Below are 13,495 nucleotides of genomic sequence, written 5' to 3'. Positions count from 1 at the left end.
GGTCAGACCCGCTCCAACGCGATGGCGATGCCCTGGCCGACGCCGATGCACATGGTGGCCAACGCGCGCTTGCCGCCGCGCTCGCGCAGCTCGAGCGCCGCCGTGCCGGTAATGCGGGCGCCGGACATGCCGAGCGGATGGCCGAGCGCGATCGCGCCGCCGTTGGGGTTCACATGCTCCGCCTTCTCGGAAATTCCGAGTTGGCGGAGCACGGCAATGCCCTGGGAGGCGAAGGCTTCGTTCAATTCGACGACATCGAATTGTTCGGGTGTCAGGCTGAGGCGGGCGCAAAGCTTCTTCGTGGCCGGCGCCGGTCCGATGCCCATGATGCGCGGCGCCACACCGGCGACGGCACCGCCGAGGATGCGGGCGATCGGCGTCAGGCCATGCTTCTTCGCGGCTGCCTCGGACGCGATGATCAGGGCAGCAGCGCCGTCATTGACGCCGGAAGCGTTGCCGGCGGTGACGCTGCCGCCCTGGCGGAACGGCGTCGGCAGTTTGGCCAGCGTCTCGATGGTGGTGCCCGCGCGGGGGTGTTCGTCCTTCACGACGATGATCGCGTCGCCTTTCCTCTGCGGGATGGTCACCGGCGCGATCTCCTTCGCCAACCGGCCATTGGCTTGCGCGGCGACCGCCTTGTCCTGGCTGCGTACCGCGAAGGCGTCCTGGTCGGCTCTGCTGACGGAAAAATCCTCGGCGACGTTCTCACCGGTCTCCGGCATGGAGTCGACGCCATACAGCGTCTTCATCAGCGGATTGACGAAGCGCCAGCCGATGGTGGTGTCGTAAATCTCGGCGTTGCGCGAGAAGGCGGTGTCGGCCTTCGGCATGACGAAGGGCGCTCGGCTCATCGATTCGACGCCGCCGGCAATCACCAGCTCGGCCTCGCCTGATTTGATGGCGCGCGCGGCGATGGTGACGGCATCCATGCCCGAGCCGCACAAACGGTTGACGGTCGAACCTGGAATGTCCTGCGGGAGGCCGGCAAGCAGCAGCGCCATGCGCGCTACATTGCGATTGTCCTCGCCGGCCTGGTTGGCGCAGCCATAGACGACGTCATCGACGGCCGCCCAGTCGACGCCGGCATTGCGCCCGACCAGCGCCTTCAACGGAATCGCGCCGAGATCGTCGGCGCGGACGGAGGACAGCGCGCCGCCGAAGCGGCCGATGGGCGTGCGGATGTAATCGCAGATGAAGGCTTCGGTCATCTAGGCAGCTTTCCCTTTGGCGGCCCCTTGATGCGCCGCCTTGGTGCGGGCCTGCAGGTCGCGCAATGTCTTCAGCTCGAGTTCTGTCGGCGCCGGCGTCTCGTCAAGGGCCTGCGCGAACTTGACCGTCCAGCCACAGGCTTCCTGCACCTGCTCGCGGCTGACGCCCGGATGCAGCGAGACGACGGTGAATTCCTTGGTCACCGGGTCCGGCTTCCAGATGGCAAGGTCGGTGATCAGCAAAGTCGGGCCGGCCGTGTCGATGCCGAGGCGCTTGCGGTGGTCGCCACCGTCGCCATGGCCGAAGGAGGTGAAGAAGTCGATCTTCTCGACCATGCCGCGCTTCGACTGCGCCATGGTGATGTAGACCTGCCTCGACGAGGTGGCGATCTCCGGCGCGCCGCCGCCGCCGGGCAGGCGGGTCTTGGGATGCGCGTAGTCGCCGATGACCGTGGTGTTGATGTTGCCGAACTTGTCGAGCTGGGCGGCGCCCAGGAAGCCGATCGAGATACGGCCGCCCTGCAGCCAGTAGCGGAACATCTCCGGCACCGCGACCGTGGTGACCGCGGTCTCGCACAATTCGCCGTCGCCGATCGAGAGCGGCAGCACGTCGGGCGCGGTGCCGATGGTGCCGCTTTCGTAGATCAAGGTGATGTCGGGAGCATGCGTCAGCCGCGCGACATTGCAGGCGGCCGACGGCGCGCCGATACCGACGAAGCAGACATCGTCGCTTTTCAGCGCGCGGCTGGCGGCGATCGTCATCATCTCGTTTGGGGTGAAGCCCATATCCTTCGCGTCGCTCATGCGGCTTTCCTCAGATGCTCGACGCGACCGGCAAAGTCGTCCGCGCTGCTCTCGATGACGTTCTTCTGGATCCAGGCCTGGAAGCGGTCGCGGTCGGCGGCGATCTCGTCCCATTCCAGATAGGCGGCGTTGTCGCGCTCGTAATAGCCATGCGCGTAGGAGGGGTGCGAGCCGCCCGGCACGACCGAGATCGCCGCGATCGTCCAGTTCGGCAGCACGGTAAGATTGGGGTGGAGGTCATCGAAATTGTCGACCACTTCCTCGACCGTCACCACGGCGCGCTTTGCGGCAAGAACGGCCTCCTTCTGGATGCCGATAATGCCCTCGACCAGCACGTTGCCTTTCCGGTCCGCCTTCTGCGCATGGATGAAGGTGACGTCGGGCCGGATCGCCGGAACGGCGGCAAGCACCTCGCCGGTGAAGGGGCAGGTCACGGATTTGATGTTCGGATTGACCGCGGCGAGACCGGCGCCGCGATAGCCGCGAAACACCGCGCAGGGCAGGCCGGCGGCGCCCGCCTCATAGCCATTGGCCATGCCGGCGTGGCTGTGTTCCTCGACCTCGATGGCGCGGGGAAAGCCGTTCTCGATGGCGTCGCGGGCGCGCCTGAGCAGGCCGACGCCCGGATTGCCGACATAGGAGAAGACGACCTTCTTCGCCATGCCCATGCCGATCATCTGGTCGTAGATCAGGTCGGGCGTCATACGGATCAGCGTCAGGTCGCGAAAGCCCTGGCGGATCGCCTCATGCGCGGCAGCGGTCGGGATCAGATGCGTGAACCCCTCGAAAGCGACGGTGTCGCCGTCATGCAGATTCTCCGCGACCGCCTCTTTCAGCGGCAGGAACTTGACCATCTCCGGGCTCCTTGGTGCGAAAAGTTCGTATTGCGAACATATGTTTTATATGAGATACTTTTAACTCCAACCTTTGCATTGAGTCAACGCCGGCCTGGAGGCCGCTCGTGGAAGAGGAAGCAATTTCACGCGACCATGTCGGTTCGCTGGAGCGTGGCCTGGCGGTGATGGAAATCCTCGCGCGCCACCCGGCCGGCATGACGCTGACCGAGATGGCAGAGGAGGCGGATCTCACGCGAGCGGGGGCCAGGCGCTTTCTGCTGACATTGGTCGCGACGGGCTATGCGACGCAATCCGGCCGGCTGTTTTCGCTGTCGCCGCGCCTTTTGACCGTCGCGCGGACCTGGCTCGGCGGTGCTTCGCTCTGGACCTTCGCGGCGCCTGTCATGCGCGAGGTGGCCGGCAAATTCGACGAAGCCTGCAACGCGGCCGTGCTGTCGGGCGAGGACGTCGTCTATGTGGCGCGCATCCCTGGACGGCGTATCCTGAGCGTGGCGCTCGACGTCGGCACGCGGCTGCCGGCCTATTGCACGTCGATGGGGCGGGTGCTGCTTTCCGGCCTGCCGGCGGATGATTTGAAGACTTTCCTTGCTGAAGCGTCCATCGAGCGGCGGACGCCGAAGACGATCACCGGCCGCGCCGCGCTCGGCAAGGCCATCGACAAGGCGAGGGCGGAGGGCTTCGCCGTCGTCGACGAAGAGCTGGAACTCGGCCTGCGCTCGATCGCGGTGCCGATCGTCGATCGCGCCGGCCGCACAGTCGCCGCCATCAACGTCTCGACCCAGTCGGCGCGTTTCTCGGTCGAGGCGATGGAGCGCGAGATCCTGCCGGCGCTGCGGCAGGCCAAGCAGCGCGTCGAGGAATTCTTCTTCGTTTGATGACCAGCCGACCGTTGGGCCGAAGGCCGTTGACGGTTCATTTCAGATACGTTAATGAACAGGATTATACAGGTTCATTGAACAGGTATCGATATGGCTCGTCGCGCGATGCAAATCACTCCCGGCACGGGCAAGCCCGAGCAGATCGCAACGGTTCTGGAACATGAGATACGCTCCGGCCTGCTCGGCTTCGGCGACCGCCTGCAGAGCGAGAGCGAACTTGTCCAACGCTTCTCCGTCAGTCGCAACACGGTCCGCAAGGGGCTGGAGGAACTGTCGAGCCGCGGGCTGATTACCACCAAGGTCGGCATCGGCTCCTTCGTGACCTTCGACGGCATGCCGGTCGATGACGCGATCGGCTGGTCGCGCGCGCTTGCCAACGCGGGCGCCAATGCCGAGACCCGCACATTGCGGCTCGAGATCATCGACGACGCGGAACTGGCGGCCAGGCTTGGCGTCGAGAGCGCGTCCTTCATTGCGGTCGACCGCGCCCGCACCAATGCCGATGACGGCCATGCAATCTCGATCGAGCGCAGCCGTCTGCCGCTGTCGCCCGAATTGGAAGACATACCCCTGCGCGGCTTGCGCGAAGGCACGCTGCACCAGACGCTGCGCGGGGCAGGGCTGGTGCCCGATCACGGCGAGGAATGGGTCGACATCGAGATGTTGAGCGCGGCCGACGCCGCGATCCTCGCCTGCGCCCGCGGCACGCCGTTCCTGCGCACGCGCCGCCTGACGCGCGCCGCCGACGGGCGCGCCATCGAATTCGTCACCAGCCTGCTCAACCCCGCGCATTTCGCGCTTCACCTGGAGTTCTGAGCATGGCGGCCGACGCGATTGATCGGGCAATGGGCGCACTGATCGGCGGGGCGCTGGGCGATGCGCTGGGCATGCCGACGCAGCTTCTGTCGCCGGCCCGCATCGCCGAGCTCTACGGTCATGTCGAGGATTTCGTCGCGCCTGCCGCCGACCACCCGGTGTCGAAGGGACTGCCGGCCGGCGCGATCACCGACGACACCGAACAAGCGCTGCTGCTTGGCCGCATCCTGGTCGAGTCCGGCGAGCGTTTCGACCACGCGCGCTGGGTCGGCGCGCTGCTCGACTGGGAGCGCGACGTCAAGGCGCGCGGCAGCTACGACCTGCTTGGACCATCGACCAAGCGCGCCATCGACGCCATCAACAGCGGCGTGCCGGCCGAAGAGGCCGGGCGCAGCGGCGACACTAATGGCGCGGCAATGCGCATCGCGCCGGTCGGCATCATGATGCCGCCGGAGCCGCTCGACGCGCTCGTCGCTAAAGTCGCGGAGACCTGCCGGGCCACGCACAACACCTCGATAGCCATTGCCTCGGCCGCGGCGGTCGCAGCCGCAGTCAGCCTCGGTGTCTCGGGTGGCGACTGGCGTGCCGCTTCCGGGCATGCGGTAGCCGCTGCGAGGCTTGGTGCTGCGCTCGGCCATTGGGTCACCGGCGGCGACATCGCCGCGCGCATTCTCTGGGCGCAGTCGCTTGTCCGCGGCAAGGCGGAGAAGGAAGCAATCAAGCTGATCGTCGACCTGGTCGGCACGGGCGTCGCCAGCCAGGAATCGGTGCCGGCGGCATTCGCGGTGCTGGAGGTCGCGCAAGGCGATGCATGGCGGGCTGCGGTGATCGCGGCCAATCTCGGCGGCGACACCGACACGATCGGGGCGATTGCCGCCGGCATGGCCGGCGCCTGCGCCGGCCTGTCGAGACTGCCGCAGGATCGCATCCCCGAATTGCATGGCATCGACATCGCGGATGTCCGCGCGCTGGCTGGGGATCTGGTCGCGGTCCGGACGGCCAAGACCGGTCCAGGCAAGGAGAACGCGGCGTGAGTGGGCGGCTCGTCCATGTCGGCAGCGCGGTGGTCGACTATGTCTACCGCATCGACGCCTTGCCGGCGGCCGGCACGGAAAAGACCGCGACGAGCTACGCCCGCGTTGCCGGCGGCGGCTTCAACATGATGGTCGCGGCAAGCCGCTCCGGCATGAAGGTGGTGTTCGGCGGCCAGCTCGGCACCGGACAGGACGGAGACTTCCTGCGCGCCGCCTTCGCGGCAGAAGGCATCGAGGCGCTGACGCCGCCGTCGCCCCTCATGGATAGCGGCAATTGTGTTGCCATGATCAGCAGCGACGCGGAGCGAACCTTCGTCTCGTGGCCGGGCGCCGAGAGCCGGCTCACGCTCGACATGATGGCGCCCGTCCACGTCGTTCCCGGCGATTGGGTTTTCACCTCCGGCTACACGCTGAGCTATCCTGGCAGCCGTGACGCGCTCACCGACTGGATCGAGGGGCTGCCGGCCGACATTCCTTTGGTCTTCGATCCGACGCCGGTGATCGCCGATATTCCGCGGCCGATTCTGGACAGGGTGCTGGGGCGCGCGACCTGGCTGAGCTGCAACACCGACGAGGCCGCAGAGATTGCCGGCGCCGGCGACGCCCAAACCGTCGCCATCCGGTTGCTCGCCGAGCATTGCCCCAGAGCCGAAGGCGTCGTCATCCGCGCCGGCGCGCATGGCTGCCTGGTGCGCATGGCCGACGGCGGTACCCGCGCGGTGCCCGGCTTCGAAGTGGAGGCCGTCGATACCAATGGCGCCGGCGACACGCATATCGGCGCCTTTGTCAGTGGCCTGTCGCACGGCATGCGCCCTTGCGAGGCGGCCCGTTACGCCAACGCCGCCGCGGCCCTTTCCGTCACCCGCCATGGCGGGTCTTCGGCGCCGACCGATGAAGAGATCCAGGAGTTCCTGACCCAGCGCGGCGCAGCGACGGCCGCGCTTGGCCGGGCGGAAGCGACTTAACAAGCCCGTCAATCGGGCAAACAATGAGAGGAAAATACCATGCGCATGCCCAGACTGACCGCTTTTCTGACGGCCACCGCCGTCTTCGTCTCCGCATTCACGGTTTGTGTATTCCCTTTGGCAGCACAAGCGGCCGAGGAAGTGCATGTGCTCAACTGGAAGGGCTATGGCGCCGACGAGCCGTGGGCGGTCGCCCATTTCGAGAAGGCGACCGGCTTCAAGGTGGTCAACGACTTCTTCAACTCCGAACAGGAGATGCTGACCAAGATCCGCACCAATCCCGGTCTCTACGACGTCGTCATGATCAATGCCGCCTTCAACGACCAGGCGATGGCCGGCAAGCTGATCCAGCCAATCGACGTCTCGAAACTTTCCAACTATGCCGACATCGCCAAGGACAAGGCCGGCTCGCCGATGCTCAACCATGATGGCAAGGTCTATGGTGTGCCGTGGGTCTGGGGCCTGACGGCTCTGGCCATCAATGACAAGTCCTTCGACAAGCCGCCGACGAGCATCGCCGAGATGTGGGACCCGGCGCATAAGGGCCGCGTCATCATCCGCGACGACGCCGTCGAGGCGGTGCAGTTCGGCGCGCTCGCTTCGGGGCAGAACATCAACGACATCAAGGATATGGAAGCGGTCAAGGCGAAGCTGACTTCGCTGATGCCGCAGATCAAGACCTTCTGGAGCTCGGAAAACGACTGGAACCAGATGGTCGCTTCCAACCAGATCGATATCGGCACCTATTGGAGCGGTTCGGCCGATCGCGCCAAGACGCATTTCAAGCTGCCGGTCTCGCTGGTCATCCCGCAGGAAGGCTCGGTCGCCTGGCTGGATGCGTTCTCGATTCCCGTCGGCTCCAAGAACGTCGCCGGAGCCGAGGCCTTCATCAACTACATGATCGACCCGAAATTCTATGTCGAGTGGGTCACCAAGGTCGGCGCGCCGGTTTCGGCCAACACCAAGGCGGTCGATGCGCTGCCGGAGGACGCCTTCAACCGCAAGGTCATGGGCAGCCCGGACGTCGCCAAGCGCATCCAGTTCCAGGCGCCGATCACCGACGAGCAGCGCGAGAAATACCTGGCGCTGTGGCAGGAGCTGAAGGTCAACGTGAAGTAATCACGTCTTTCGGGGAGGAGAGGCAAATGGCTGACCAGCTTGCGATCGGTTCGCGGCGCGGACTGAAGCCGGCCCTGCCGCTTCTCCTTCCCGCCTATCTGTGGCTGACGGTGGCGATCTTCCTGCCGCTGTCGGCCATGGTGTTCTTCTCCTTCATGACCGACCTGCCGCTGGCAGGCAAGGAATGGGCCTTCACCCTCGGCAATTACGCCGCCTTCTTTTCGCAGAGCCTCTATTCGCGGCTGCTGCTTTCATCGCTGCGTCTCGGCCTCGAAGTGACGCTGTGGTGCGTCGTCATCGGCTATCCGGCGGCCTATGTGCTGGCCAAGGTGCTCAAAGGGCGCAGCCGCGAGGCGATCTTCCTGCTCGTCATCCTGCCGTTCTGGTCGAACGGACTGGTGCGGATATTCTCCTGGGCCATGGTGCTGCGCGAAGGCGGCATCCTCGACACAGCGCTCAACGCGGTGCTGCCGTTCAAGATCAACATCGATCTCATGTATTCCTATCCGGCCGTCATCATCGGCCTGGTGCACTCTTATGTGCCCTACATGGTGCTGACCTGCTACCTCACGCTGCAGGCCATCGACGACTCGCTGATCGAGGCGGGACGCTCGCTCGGCGCCTCGCGGCGGCAGGTACTGTGGCGGGTCATCATCCCGCTGTCGATGCCGGGCCTGATCGCGGGCTCAGCGCTCATCTTCGTGCCGGTCGTCGGCTCCTTCATGGAGCCGCGAATCCTCGGCGGCCGCACCGGCACCTTCTACGGCACTGTCATCGAGGACCAGTTCGTCGCCGTGTTCAACTGGCCCTTGGGCGCCGCGCTTTCCTTCATCCTGCTCGCGGTCGTGCTTATCATCCTGGCGCTGGCGGCACCGGTCCTGCGGAGGGCCGGCTGATGGCGACGACACGCATCCTCGAATGGCTCGGGCGCTTCTACATCGTGCTTCTGCTCGGCTTCCTCTATTTGCCGATCGTCATCATGGCGGCGATGTCCTTCAACGCCTCGCCCTTCTACCAGCTGCCGTTCGAGTGGACGACGGACTGGTACGTCTCGCTCTGGCAGAACGACCAGCTGATCGCGGCGACCTGGAACAGCATCGAGATCGCCGTCATCACCACTTTGATCTCGACCGTGCTGGGCGCGATGGCCTCGCTGGCGCTCTATCGATACGAGTTCCGCGGCAAGAAAGTGCTGCAGGCACTGCTCTTCCCGCCGATCGCCATTCCGTGGCTGATCACCGGCACTGCGATGCTGATCTTCTTCTTCGGCGCCGGCATCGGTCGTGGGCTTGTCGCCATCCTGCTCGGCCATGTCGCGCTGGCGCTGCCTTATGTCATCGTCGTCGTCTCCGCGCGGCTGCAGACCTTCGCGCCCGAGCTGGAAGAGGCGGCGCGCTCGCTCGGCGCCAACCAGTGGCAGGTGACCATGCGCGTGACCTTGCCATGGATCATGCCCGGCGTGATCGCCGGCGGGCTGTTCGCCTTTGCCGTGTCGTTCGACCAGTTCGTGGTCTCGTATTTCCTGTCGACGCCCGGCCAGACGACGCTGCCGGTCGAAATCTACGCCGCGATCCGCAAGGGCTTCACGCCCGAGATCAACGCGGTCTCGACGATCATCATCGTGGTGTCGATGGCGCTGATGCTGCTCACGGCGCGCTTCTTCAAATTCGGCGGAGAAAAATAATGGCTGGCGTCCAGGTCGCGAACGTCTCTCGCAGTTTCGGCGCGCACAAGGCGCTGGACGACGTGTCGATCGATTTCGCCGATGGCGGCTTCTACGCGCTGCTCGGGCCATCGGGGAGCGGCAAGACCACGCTGCTGCGCCAGATCGCAGGCTTCGACTTTCCGGACGCCGGCCGCATCGCCATCGGCGGAGAAAGCGTCGAGCGCGTGCCGGTCGAAAAACGCCGCATCGGCATGGTGTTCCAGAACTATGCGCTGTTCCCGAATATGAGTGTCGCCGACAATATCGCGTTCGGCCTGTCGGTGCGCGGCGAAGCGAAGGCGACGATCGCGTCGGAGGTTCAGCGCGCGCTCGACCTCGTGCAACTCGGCAAGCTTGGCGGGCGCAAGCCGCATCAGCTCTCCGGCGGCCAGCGCCAGCGCGTGGCGCTGGCGCGGGCCATCGTCACCAAGCCGCGCGTGCTCCTGCTCGATGAGCCGCTCGGCGCGCTCGACAAGGCGCTGCGCGTCGACATGCAGATCGAGCTGAAGCGCATCCAGCGCGAGATCGGCATCACCACCATCTTCGTCACGCACGACCAGGAAGAGGCGCTGACGATGAGTGACCGCATCGGCATCCTGCGCGACGGCAGGATGGTGCAGGAAGGGCCGCCGGAGGAGATCTACGACAGGCCGCAAAGCGAGTTCGCCGCGACCTTTCTCGGCGACGCCAATATTTTTCGCGGCGATGCGACCGGCTCCGGGATCAAGCTGCCGGACGGCACGACGATCGCGGCATCGACAGGCGCATCGGTGCCGGCCGGGGCCAAGACGAGTTGCGCGGTCCGGCCCGAACGCATCCGGATTTCGACCGGCGCGGGGAAGGCTGATGAAGGCAACGCGAACACGCTCAAGGGACAAGTCTCGAAACGCATCTTTGCCGGCAACAACAGCACCTATTTCGTCGACCGCGACGGCCAGACGCTGAAAGTGATCGTCCAGAACACGGGCGCCGAGCGGCTTGCCGAAGGTCAGCCCGTAGTTCTTAGCTGGTCGCCGGACAGCACGGTGCTTATCGCGGCCTGAGACTGCCGATCCTCGCAGCCGGGCTGAGATCGCTCAAATCTCCGGGATGCTCTCGCGGAAGATCACCTGCAGCCGCGGCTGGTGGAGCTCGTAGGGCAACCCCCTGACCGAGTGGGACAGGATGTTGAGCGCCTCCCTGGCCTCGACGCGCGGGTTCTGGTCGATCACCGCGTCGAGCGTGCCGTCGAGCAGGAGTTCCTTGGTGCCGTCCGTCACCTCATGGCCGAGGAAGATGATCTCTTTGGCGCGTCCGCGTTCCTTCAGCGCGCGGGCGATGCCGGTGTTGCCGGCGCCGACATTGTAGATCGCGGCGAGGTCGGGGTGGCGCTCGAGCAAAGCGGAAGCCTCCGAATAGGCCTTTTCGCGGTCGTCGAGCATTTCACGCATCTCGACGATCTCGAGGTTGGGAGATTCCTCGGCGACGATATGGCGGAAACCCATCTCGCGTTCCTCATGGCCGCGATAGGCGAGCGAGCCGGCGAAAAGCGCCACCTTGCCTGGACGTCCGGCGGCCATGAAGCGGTTGAGAAGATAGCCGGCCAATCGCCCGGCGGCGCGATTGTCGATGCCGATATAGGCGACCCGCGGCACATGCAGGATGTCGGAGGCGATGGTGACGACCTTGATGTCGCTGGCCGACAGCGAGCGGATCGCCTCGCGCACCGTCGGATGGTCGAGCGCAATCACGCCGACGCCTTGCGTCTGGCCATGCAGGTCCTGCAGCAGGCGGGCGAGCCGGTCGGGGTTGAAGCCTTCGATGGTGGTCACGCGGACGTCGAGATCGGGCCGCGTCAGCGCCTGCGCCTCGATGTGCCGGTGCAGCAGCTTGATGAAGGAGTTGGTGCCGGCGGGCAGCGCGAAGTCGAGCCTGATCGTCTGCCCCGGCACGGCCCGCTGCGGCGAGCCGTTCGGCGTTTCGGCGATATAGCCAAGGCGCTGCGCCATCTCGATGACGATCTCGCGCGTGCGGGCGCGCACGCCTGGCCGGTTGTTGAGCACGCGGTCGACCGTGGCCGGAGAAACGCCGGCTTCCCGGGCTATGTCTGTCAGGGTTGACCGCACGTCGAGCACCTCATTCGCAAGCATCAAAATCACGCAGCTTCCACTCAGTTCCGGAAAGCGCCTCGGCGGCGACCGTGATTCTGATGTGAAATGATGTAACCGCCCTTGGCTTGCGCGCAAGCCGGCGCGCTACATAAGGCGGCGAAGGTCCGGCCAAGGCGGCCGGATCGAGGCGAAAGCCCCTCAAATCCAAGCAATGGGTGCGATGTGACGGGTTCGGCGGCTGCATTTTCTCCCTCAATGCGATCTTATGACGTGTTTTGAGTATTTATGATGTTGACAGGCTTCACGTGCTGTCGTCAATATCCCTCACGTGGGCCATGGAGGAACAGGCCCCGAGGGAGGAATTCGATGTCTCATTTGATCCGCATGTCGCGGCGCCGCCTGCTGGCGTCCGGAGGAAAGGCGGCGGTGTTTGTCGCCGCGACTGGTATTGCACCGCAGTTCATTCGTCCCGGCCGCGCCTTCGCGGCGGATGCGCTGGCGCCCGGCATGATCGGCGGGCCGACCGGCTTCGACGGCGCCGAACGCTACCAGTACGGACCCGACACGCCGGAAGGGCGTGCGGTCGAGGCTGCCAAGGCCCTGAAGGCGGCCGGCAAGGCGCCGGCGAAGATCGTGCTTGGCCTCTCCGACGGCTCGATCGGCCAGCTGACCAAGCCTTTCCCGGCCGGCGCGCCGTCGATCAAGGACCTGTGGGAGAAGGAAACCGGCATCCAGATCGAGATCGTCGGCCTGCCGAACGGCCAGGAATTCACCAAGACGATGCAGGACATCTCCACCAAGGGCGGGGCCTACGACATCTATTCGACCGAATGGAACCGCCTCGGCGATCTCGCCGAAACCGGCGGCATCGCCAAGCTCGATGACTTCGTCGCCAAGCACAAGCCGGAGTGGGACGACCCGAAGCAGGGTTACGTCAACGGCGCCAAGGGCGTGTCGCTGCTCAACCACTATCGCGGCTCGACCTACGGCGTGTCGCTGGACGGCGACTTCCAGACATGGGTCTACCGCGCTGACCTGTTCGGCGACGCCGCGGAGCAGAAGGCGTTCAAGGACAAGTACGGCTACGACCTTGCGCCGCCGAAGACCTGGAAGCAGCACAGCGATGTCGCGGCCTTCTTCCAGCGGCCGGACAAGGGCCTGTTCGGCTCCACCGACCTGCGCAACCAGGGTTGGGGCTACACCAACTGGTACCAGCGCTATGTCTCGATGGCCTCGCCCAACCAGTTCCTGTTCGGCGACGACGGCAAGCCGCTGATCAATTCCGAGCAAGGCATCGCCGCCACCAAGGAATATGTGGATTCGCTGGCGCATCATTCGCCGGACGCGATCTCGTGGGGCTGGCCGGAGCAGTATGGCAATTTCGCCAAGGGCGGTGCGGCGATGACCTGCGCTTTCTCCAACCTGCCTAAATTCCTCGACAATGCCGGCAACAAGGATTCCGCCGTCACCGGCAAGATCGGCTCGATGCTGCCGCCGGGACGCGAGATCGACGGCAAGCTGATCAGCCGCTCTGTTCTGTGGTTCTCGCTGACCGGCATGGTGTCGTCGCAGTCGAAGAATCCGGAGGCTGCTTACCTTCTGCTGCAGTGGCTGGGCTCGGCCCGCATCTATGCCTGGATGAGCGCCAATCCCGGCGGCTATCTCGATCCGTTCCGGCTCTCGGATTTCGCCGATCCGCTGGTCCGCCAGACCTATCACGCCTACCACATGGACGTCGTTCGCGAGACGGTGGCGCGCACGGTGCCGACCATCAACTATCCCGGCGCCACCGCCTTCCACAATGCGCTCGACGAGAACCTGATGGCCTCGCTGACCAAGGCCAAGACGCCGGAGCAGGCGATGGCCGATACCGAGCGGGAGTGGAAGAAGATCGCGCGCCGCATCGGCGAGGACAAGCTTCTCGAAGCCATCAAGACCAACAAGGAGGCATGGCCCACCGTTCTCGATCCGATCAGCTGATCCGTCTCCCTGGATCAGAAAAGGAGGGGAGGGGCGACT

The 13,495-nt window shown here is 65.3% G+C and carries 13 protein-coding genes; 9 read left to right on the top strand and 4 right to left on the bottom strand.

The annotated features are described in order from the left end of the window. Positions 1-2 precede the first annotated feature (2 nt). Genes pcaF through FJ418_RS16000 form a run of 3 tightly spaced genes read right to left on the bottom strand, consistent with a single transcriptional unit; the run spans position 3 to position 2,866 of the window. On the bottom strand, positions 3-1,208 hold the full coding sequence (gene pcaF, locus FJ418_RS16010) for a 3-oxoadipyl-CoA thiolase (RefSeq protein WP_140867141.1): 1,206 nt from the start codon (positions 1,206-1,208) through the stop codon (positions 3-5). Further along, on the bottom strand, positions 1,209-2,012 hold the full coding sequence (locus FJ418_RS16005) for a CoA-transferase subunit beta (protein WP_140855828.1): 804 nt from the start codon (positions 2,010-2,012) through the stop codon (positions 1,209-1,211). After that, positions 2,009-2,866 (bottom strand): CoA transferase subunit A, encoded by an 858-nt coding sequence (locus tag FJ418_RS16000; RefSeq protein WP_140867138.1) that lies wholly within the window; start codon positions 2,864-2,866, stop codon positions 2,009-2,011. Before FJ418_RS16000 ends, FJ418_RS16005 begins: the two co-directional genes overlap by 4 nt. 107 nt (positions 2,867-2,973) lie before the next feature. Between FJ418_RS16000 and FJ418_RS15995 the strand changes: the two genes are divergently transcribed. The 8 genes from FJ418_RS15995 to FJ418_RS15960 all read left to right on the top strand — a co-directional run bounded on the left by FJ418_RS15995 (position 2,974) and on the right by FJ418_RS15960 (position 10,429). After that, positions 2,974-3,744: an IclR family transcriptional regulator C-terminal domain-containing protein gene (locus FJ418_RS15995; RefSeq protein ID WP_140867135.1), complete on the top strand. Its 771-nt coding sequence runs from the start codon at positions 2,974-2,976 to the stop codon at positions 3,742-3,744. 93 nt (positions 3,745-3,837) lie between these two features. Next, the gene (locus FJ418_RS15990) at positions 3,838-4,563 is read left to right on the top strand and encodes a GntR family transcriptional regulator (RefSeq protein ID WP_140867132.1); all 726 of its coding nucleotides are present in this window, start codon (positions 3,838-3,840) and stop codon (positions 4,561-4,563) included. Between the two features lie 2 nt (positions 4,564-4,565). After that, positions 4,566-5,597 (top strand): ADP-ribosylglycohydrolase family protein, encoded by a 1,032-nt coding sequence (locus tag FJ418_RS15985; RefSeq protein ID WP_140867130.1) that lies wholly within the window; start codon positions 4,566-4,568, stop codon positions 5,595-5,597. Then, positions 5,594-6,562 carry a PfkB family carbohydrate kinase gene (locus FJ418_RS15980; protein WP_140867127.1) on the top strand — a complete coding sequence of 323 codons (969 nt, stop codon included), beginning with the start codon at positions 5,594-5,596 and terminating at the stop codon, positions 6,560-6,562. The genes FJ418_RS15985 and FJ418_RS15980 overlap by 4 nt, the downstream gene beginning before the upstream one ends. A 39-nt stretch (positions 6,563-6,601) precedes the next feature. Further along, positions 6,602-7,681 (top strand): ABC transporter substrate-binding protein, encoded by a 1,080-nt coding sequence (locus FJ418_RS15975; protein WP_140867124.1) that lies wholly within the window; start codon positions 6,602-6,604, stop codon positions 7,679-7,681. 26 nt (positions 7,682-7,707) lie between these two features. Further along, a complete protein-coding gene (locus FJ418_RS15970; RefSeq protein ID WP_140783648.1) occupies positions 7,708-8,577 on the top strand; it encodes an ABC transporter permease in 870 nt (289 codons plus the stop codon). Beyond that, positions 8,577-9,365, top strand: coding sequence for an ABC transporter permease (locus FJ418_RS15965; protein WP_140867121.1), 789 nt, complete (start codon positions 8,577-8,579; stop codon positions 9,363-9,365). The genes FJ418_RS15970 and FJ418_RS15965 overlap by 1 nt, the downstream gene beginning before the upstream one ends. Next, entirely contained in the window at positions 9,365-10,429 is a 1,065-nt protein-coding gene (locus FJ418_RS15960) for an ABC transporter ATP-binding protein (RefSeq protein ID WP_140867118.1), read from the top strand. Before FJ418_RS15965 ends, FJ418_RS15960 begins: the two co-directional genes overlap by 1 nt. 33 nt (positions 10,430-10,462) lie before the next feature. Here the strand turns inward: FJ418_RS15960 and FJ418_RS15955 are convergent, their stop codons facing one another. Then, positions 10,463-11,491, bottom strand: a complete 1,029-nt coding sequence (locus FJ418_RS15955) for a LacI family DNA-binding transcriptional regulator (protein WP_140867319.1) — start codon at positions 11,489-11,491, stop codon at positions 10,463-10,465. A gap of 351 nt (positions 11,492-11,842) precedes the next feature. On the opposite strand from FJ418_RS15955, the gene FJ418_RS15950 reads away from it, so the two are divergent. Continuing rightward, the gene (locus FJ418_RS15950) at positions 11,843-13,456 is read left to right on the top strand and encodes an extracellular solute-binding protein (RefSeq protein ID WP_140867115.1); all 1,614 of its coding nucleotides are present in this window, start codon (positions 11,843-11,845) and stop codon (positions 13,454-13,456) included. Positions 13,457-13,495 lie beyond the last annotated feature (39 nt).

The organism is Mesorhizobium sp. B2-8-3, assembly GCF_006440815.1.
Lineage (GTDB): Bacteria > Pseudomonadota > Alphaproteobacteria > Rhizobiales > Rhizobiaceae > Mesorhizobium.
Note: the sequence above shows the minus strand (reverse complement) of the source record. Positions and strands in the feature narration are given on the sequence as shown.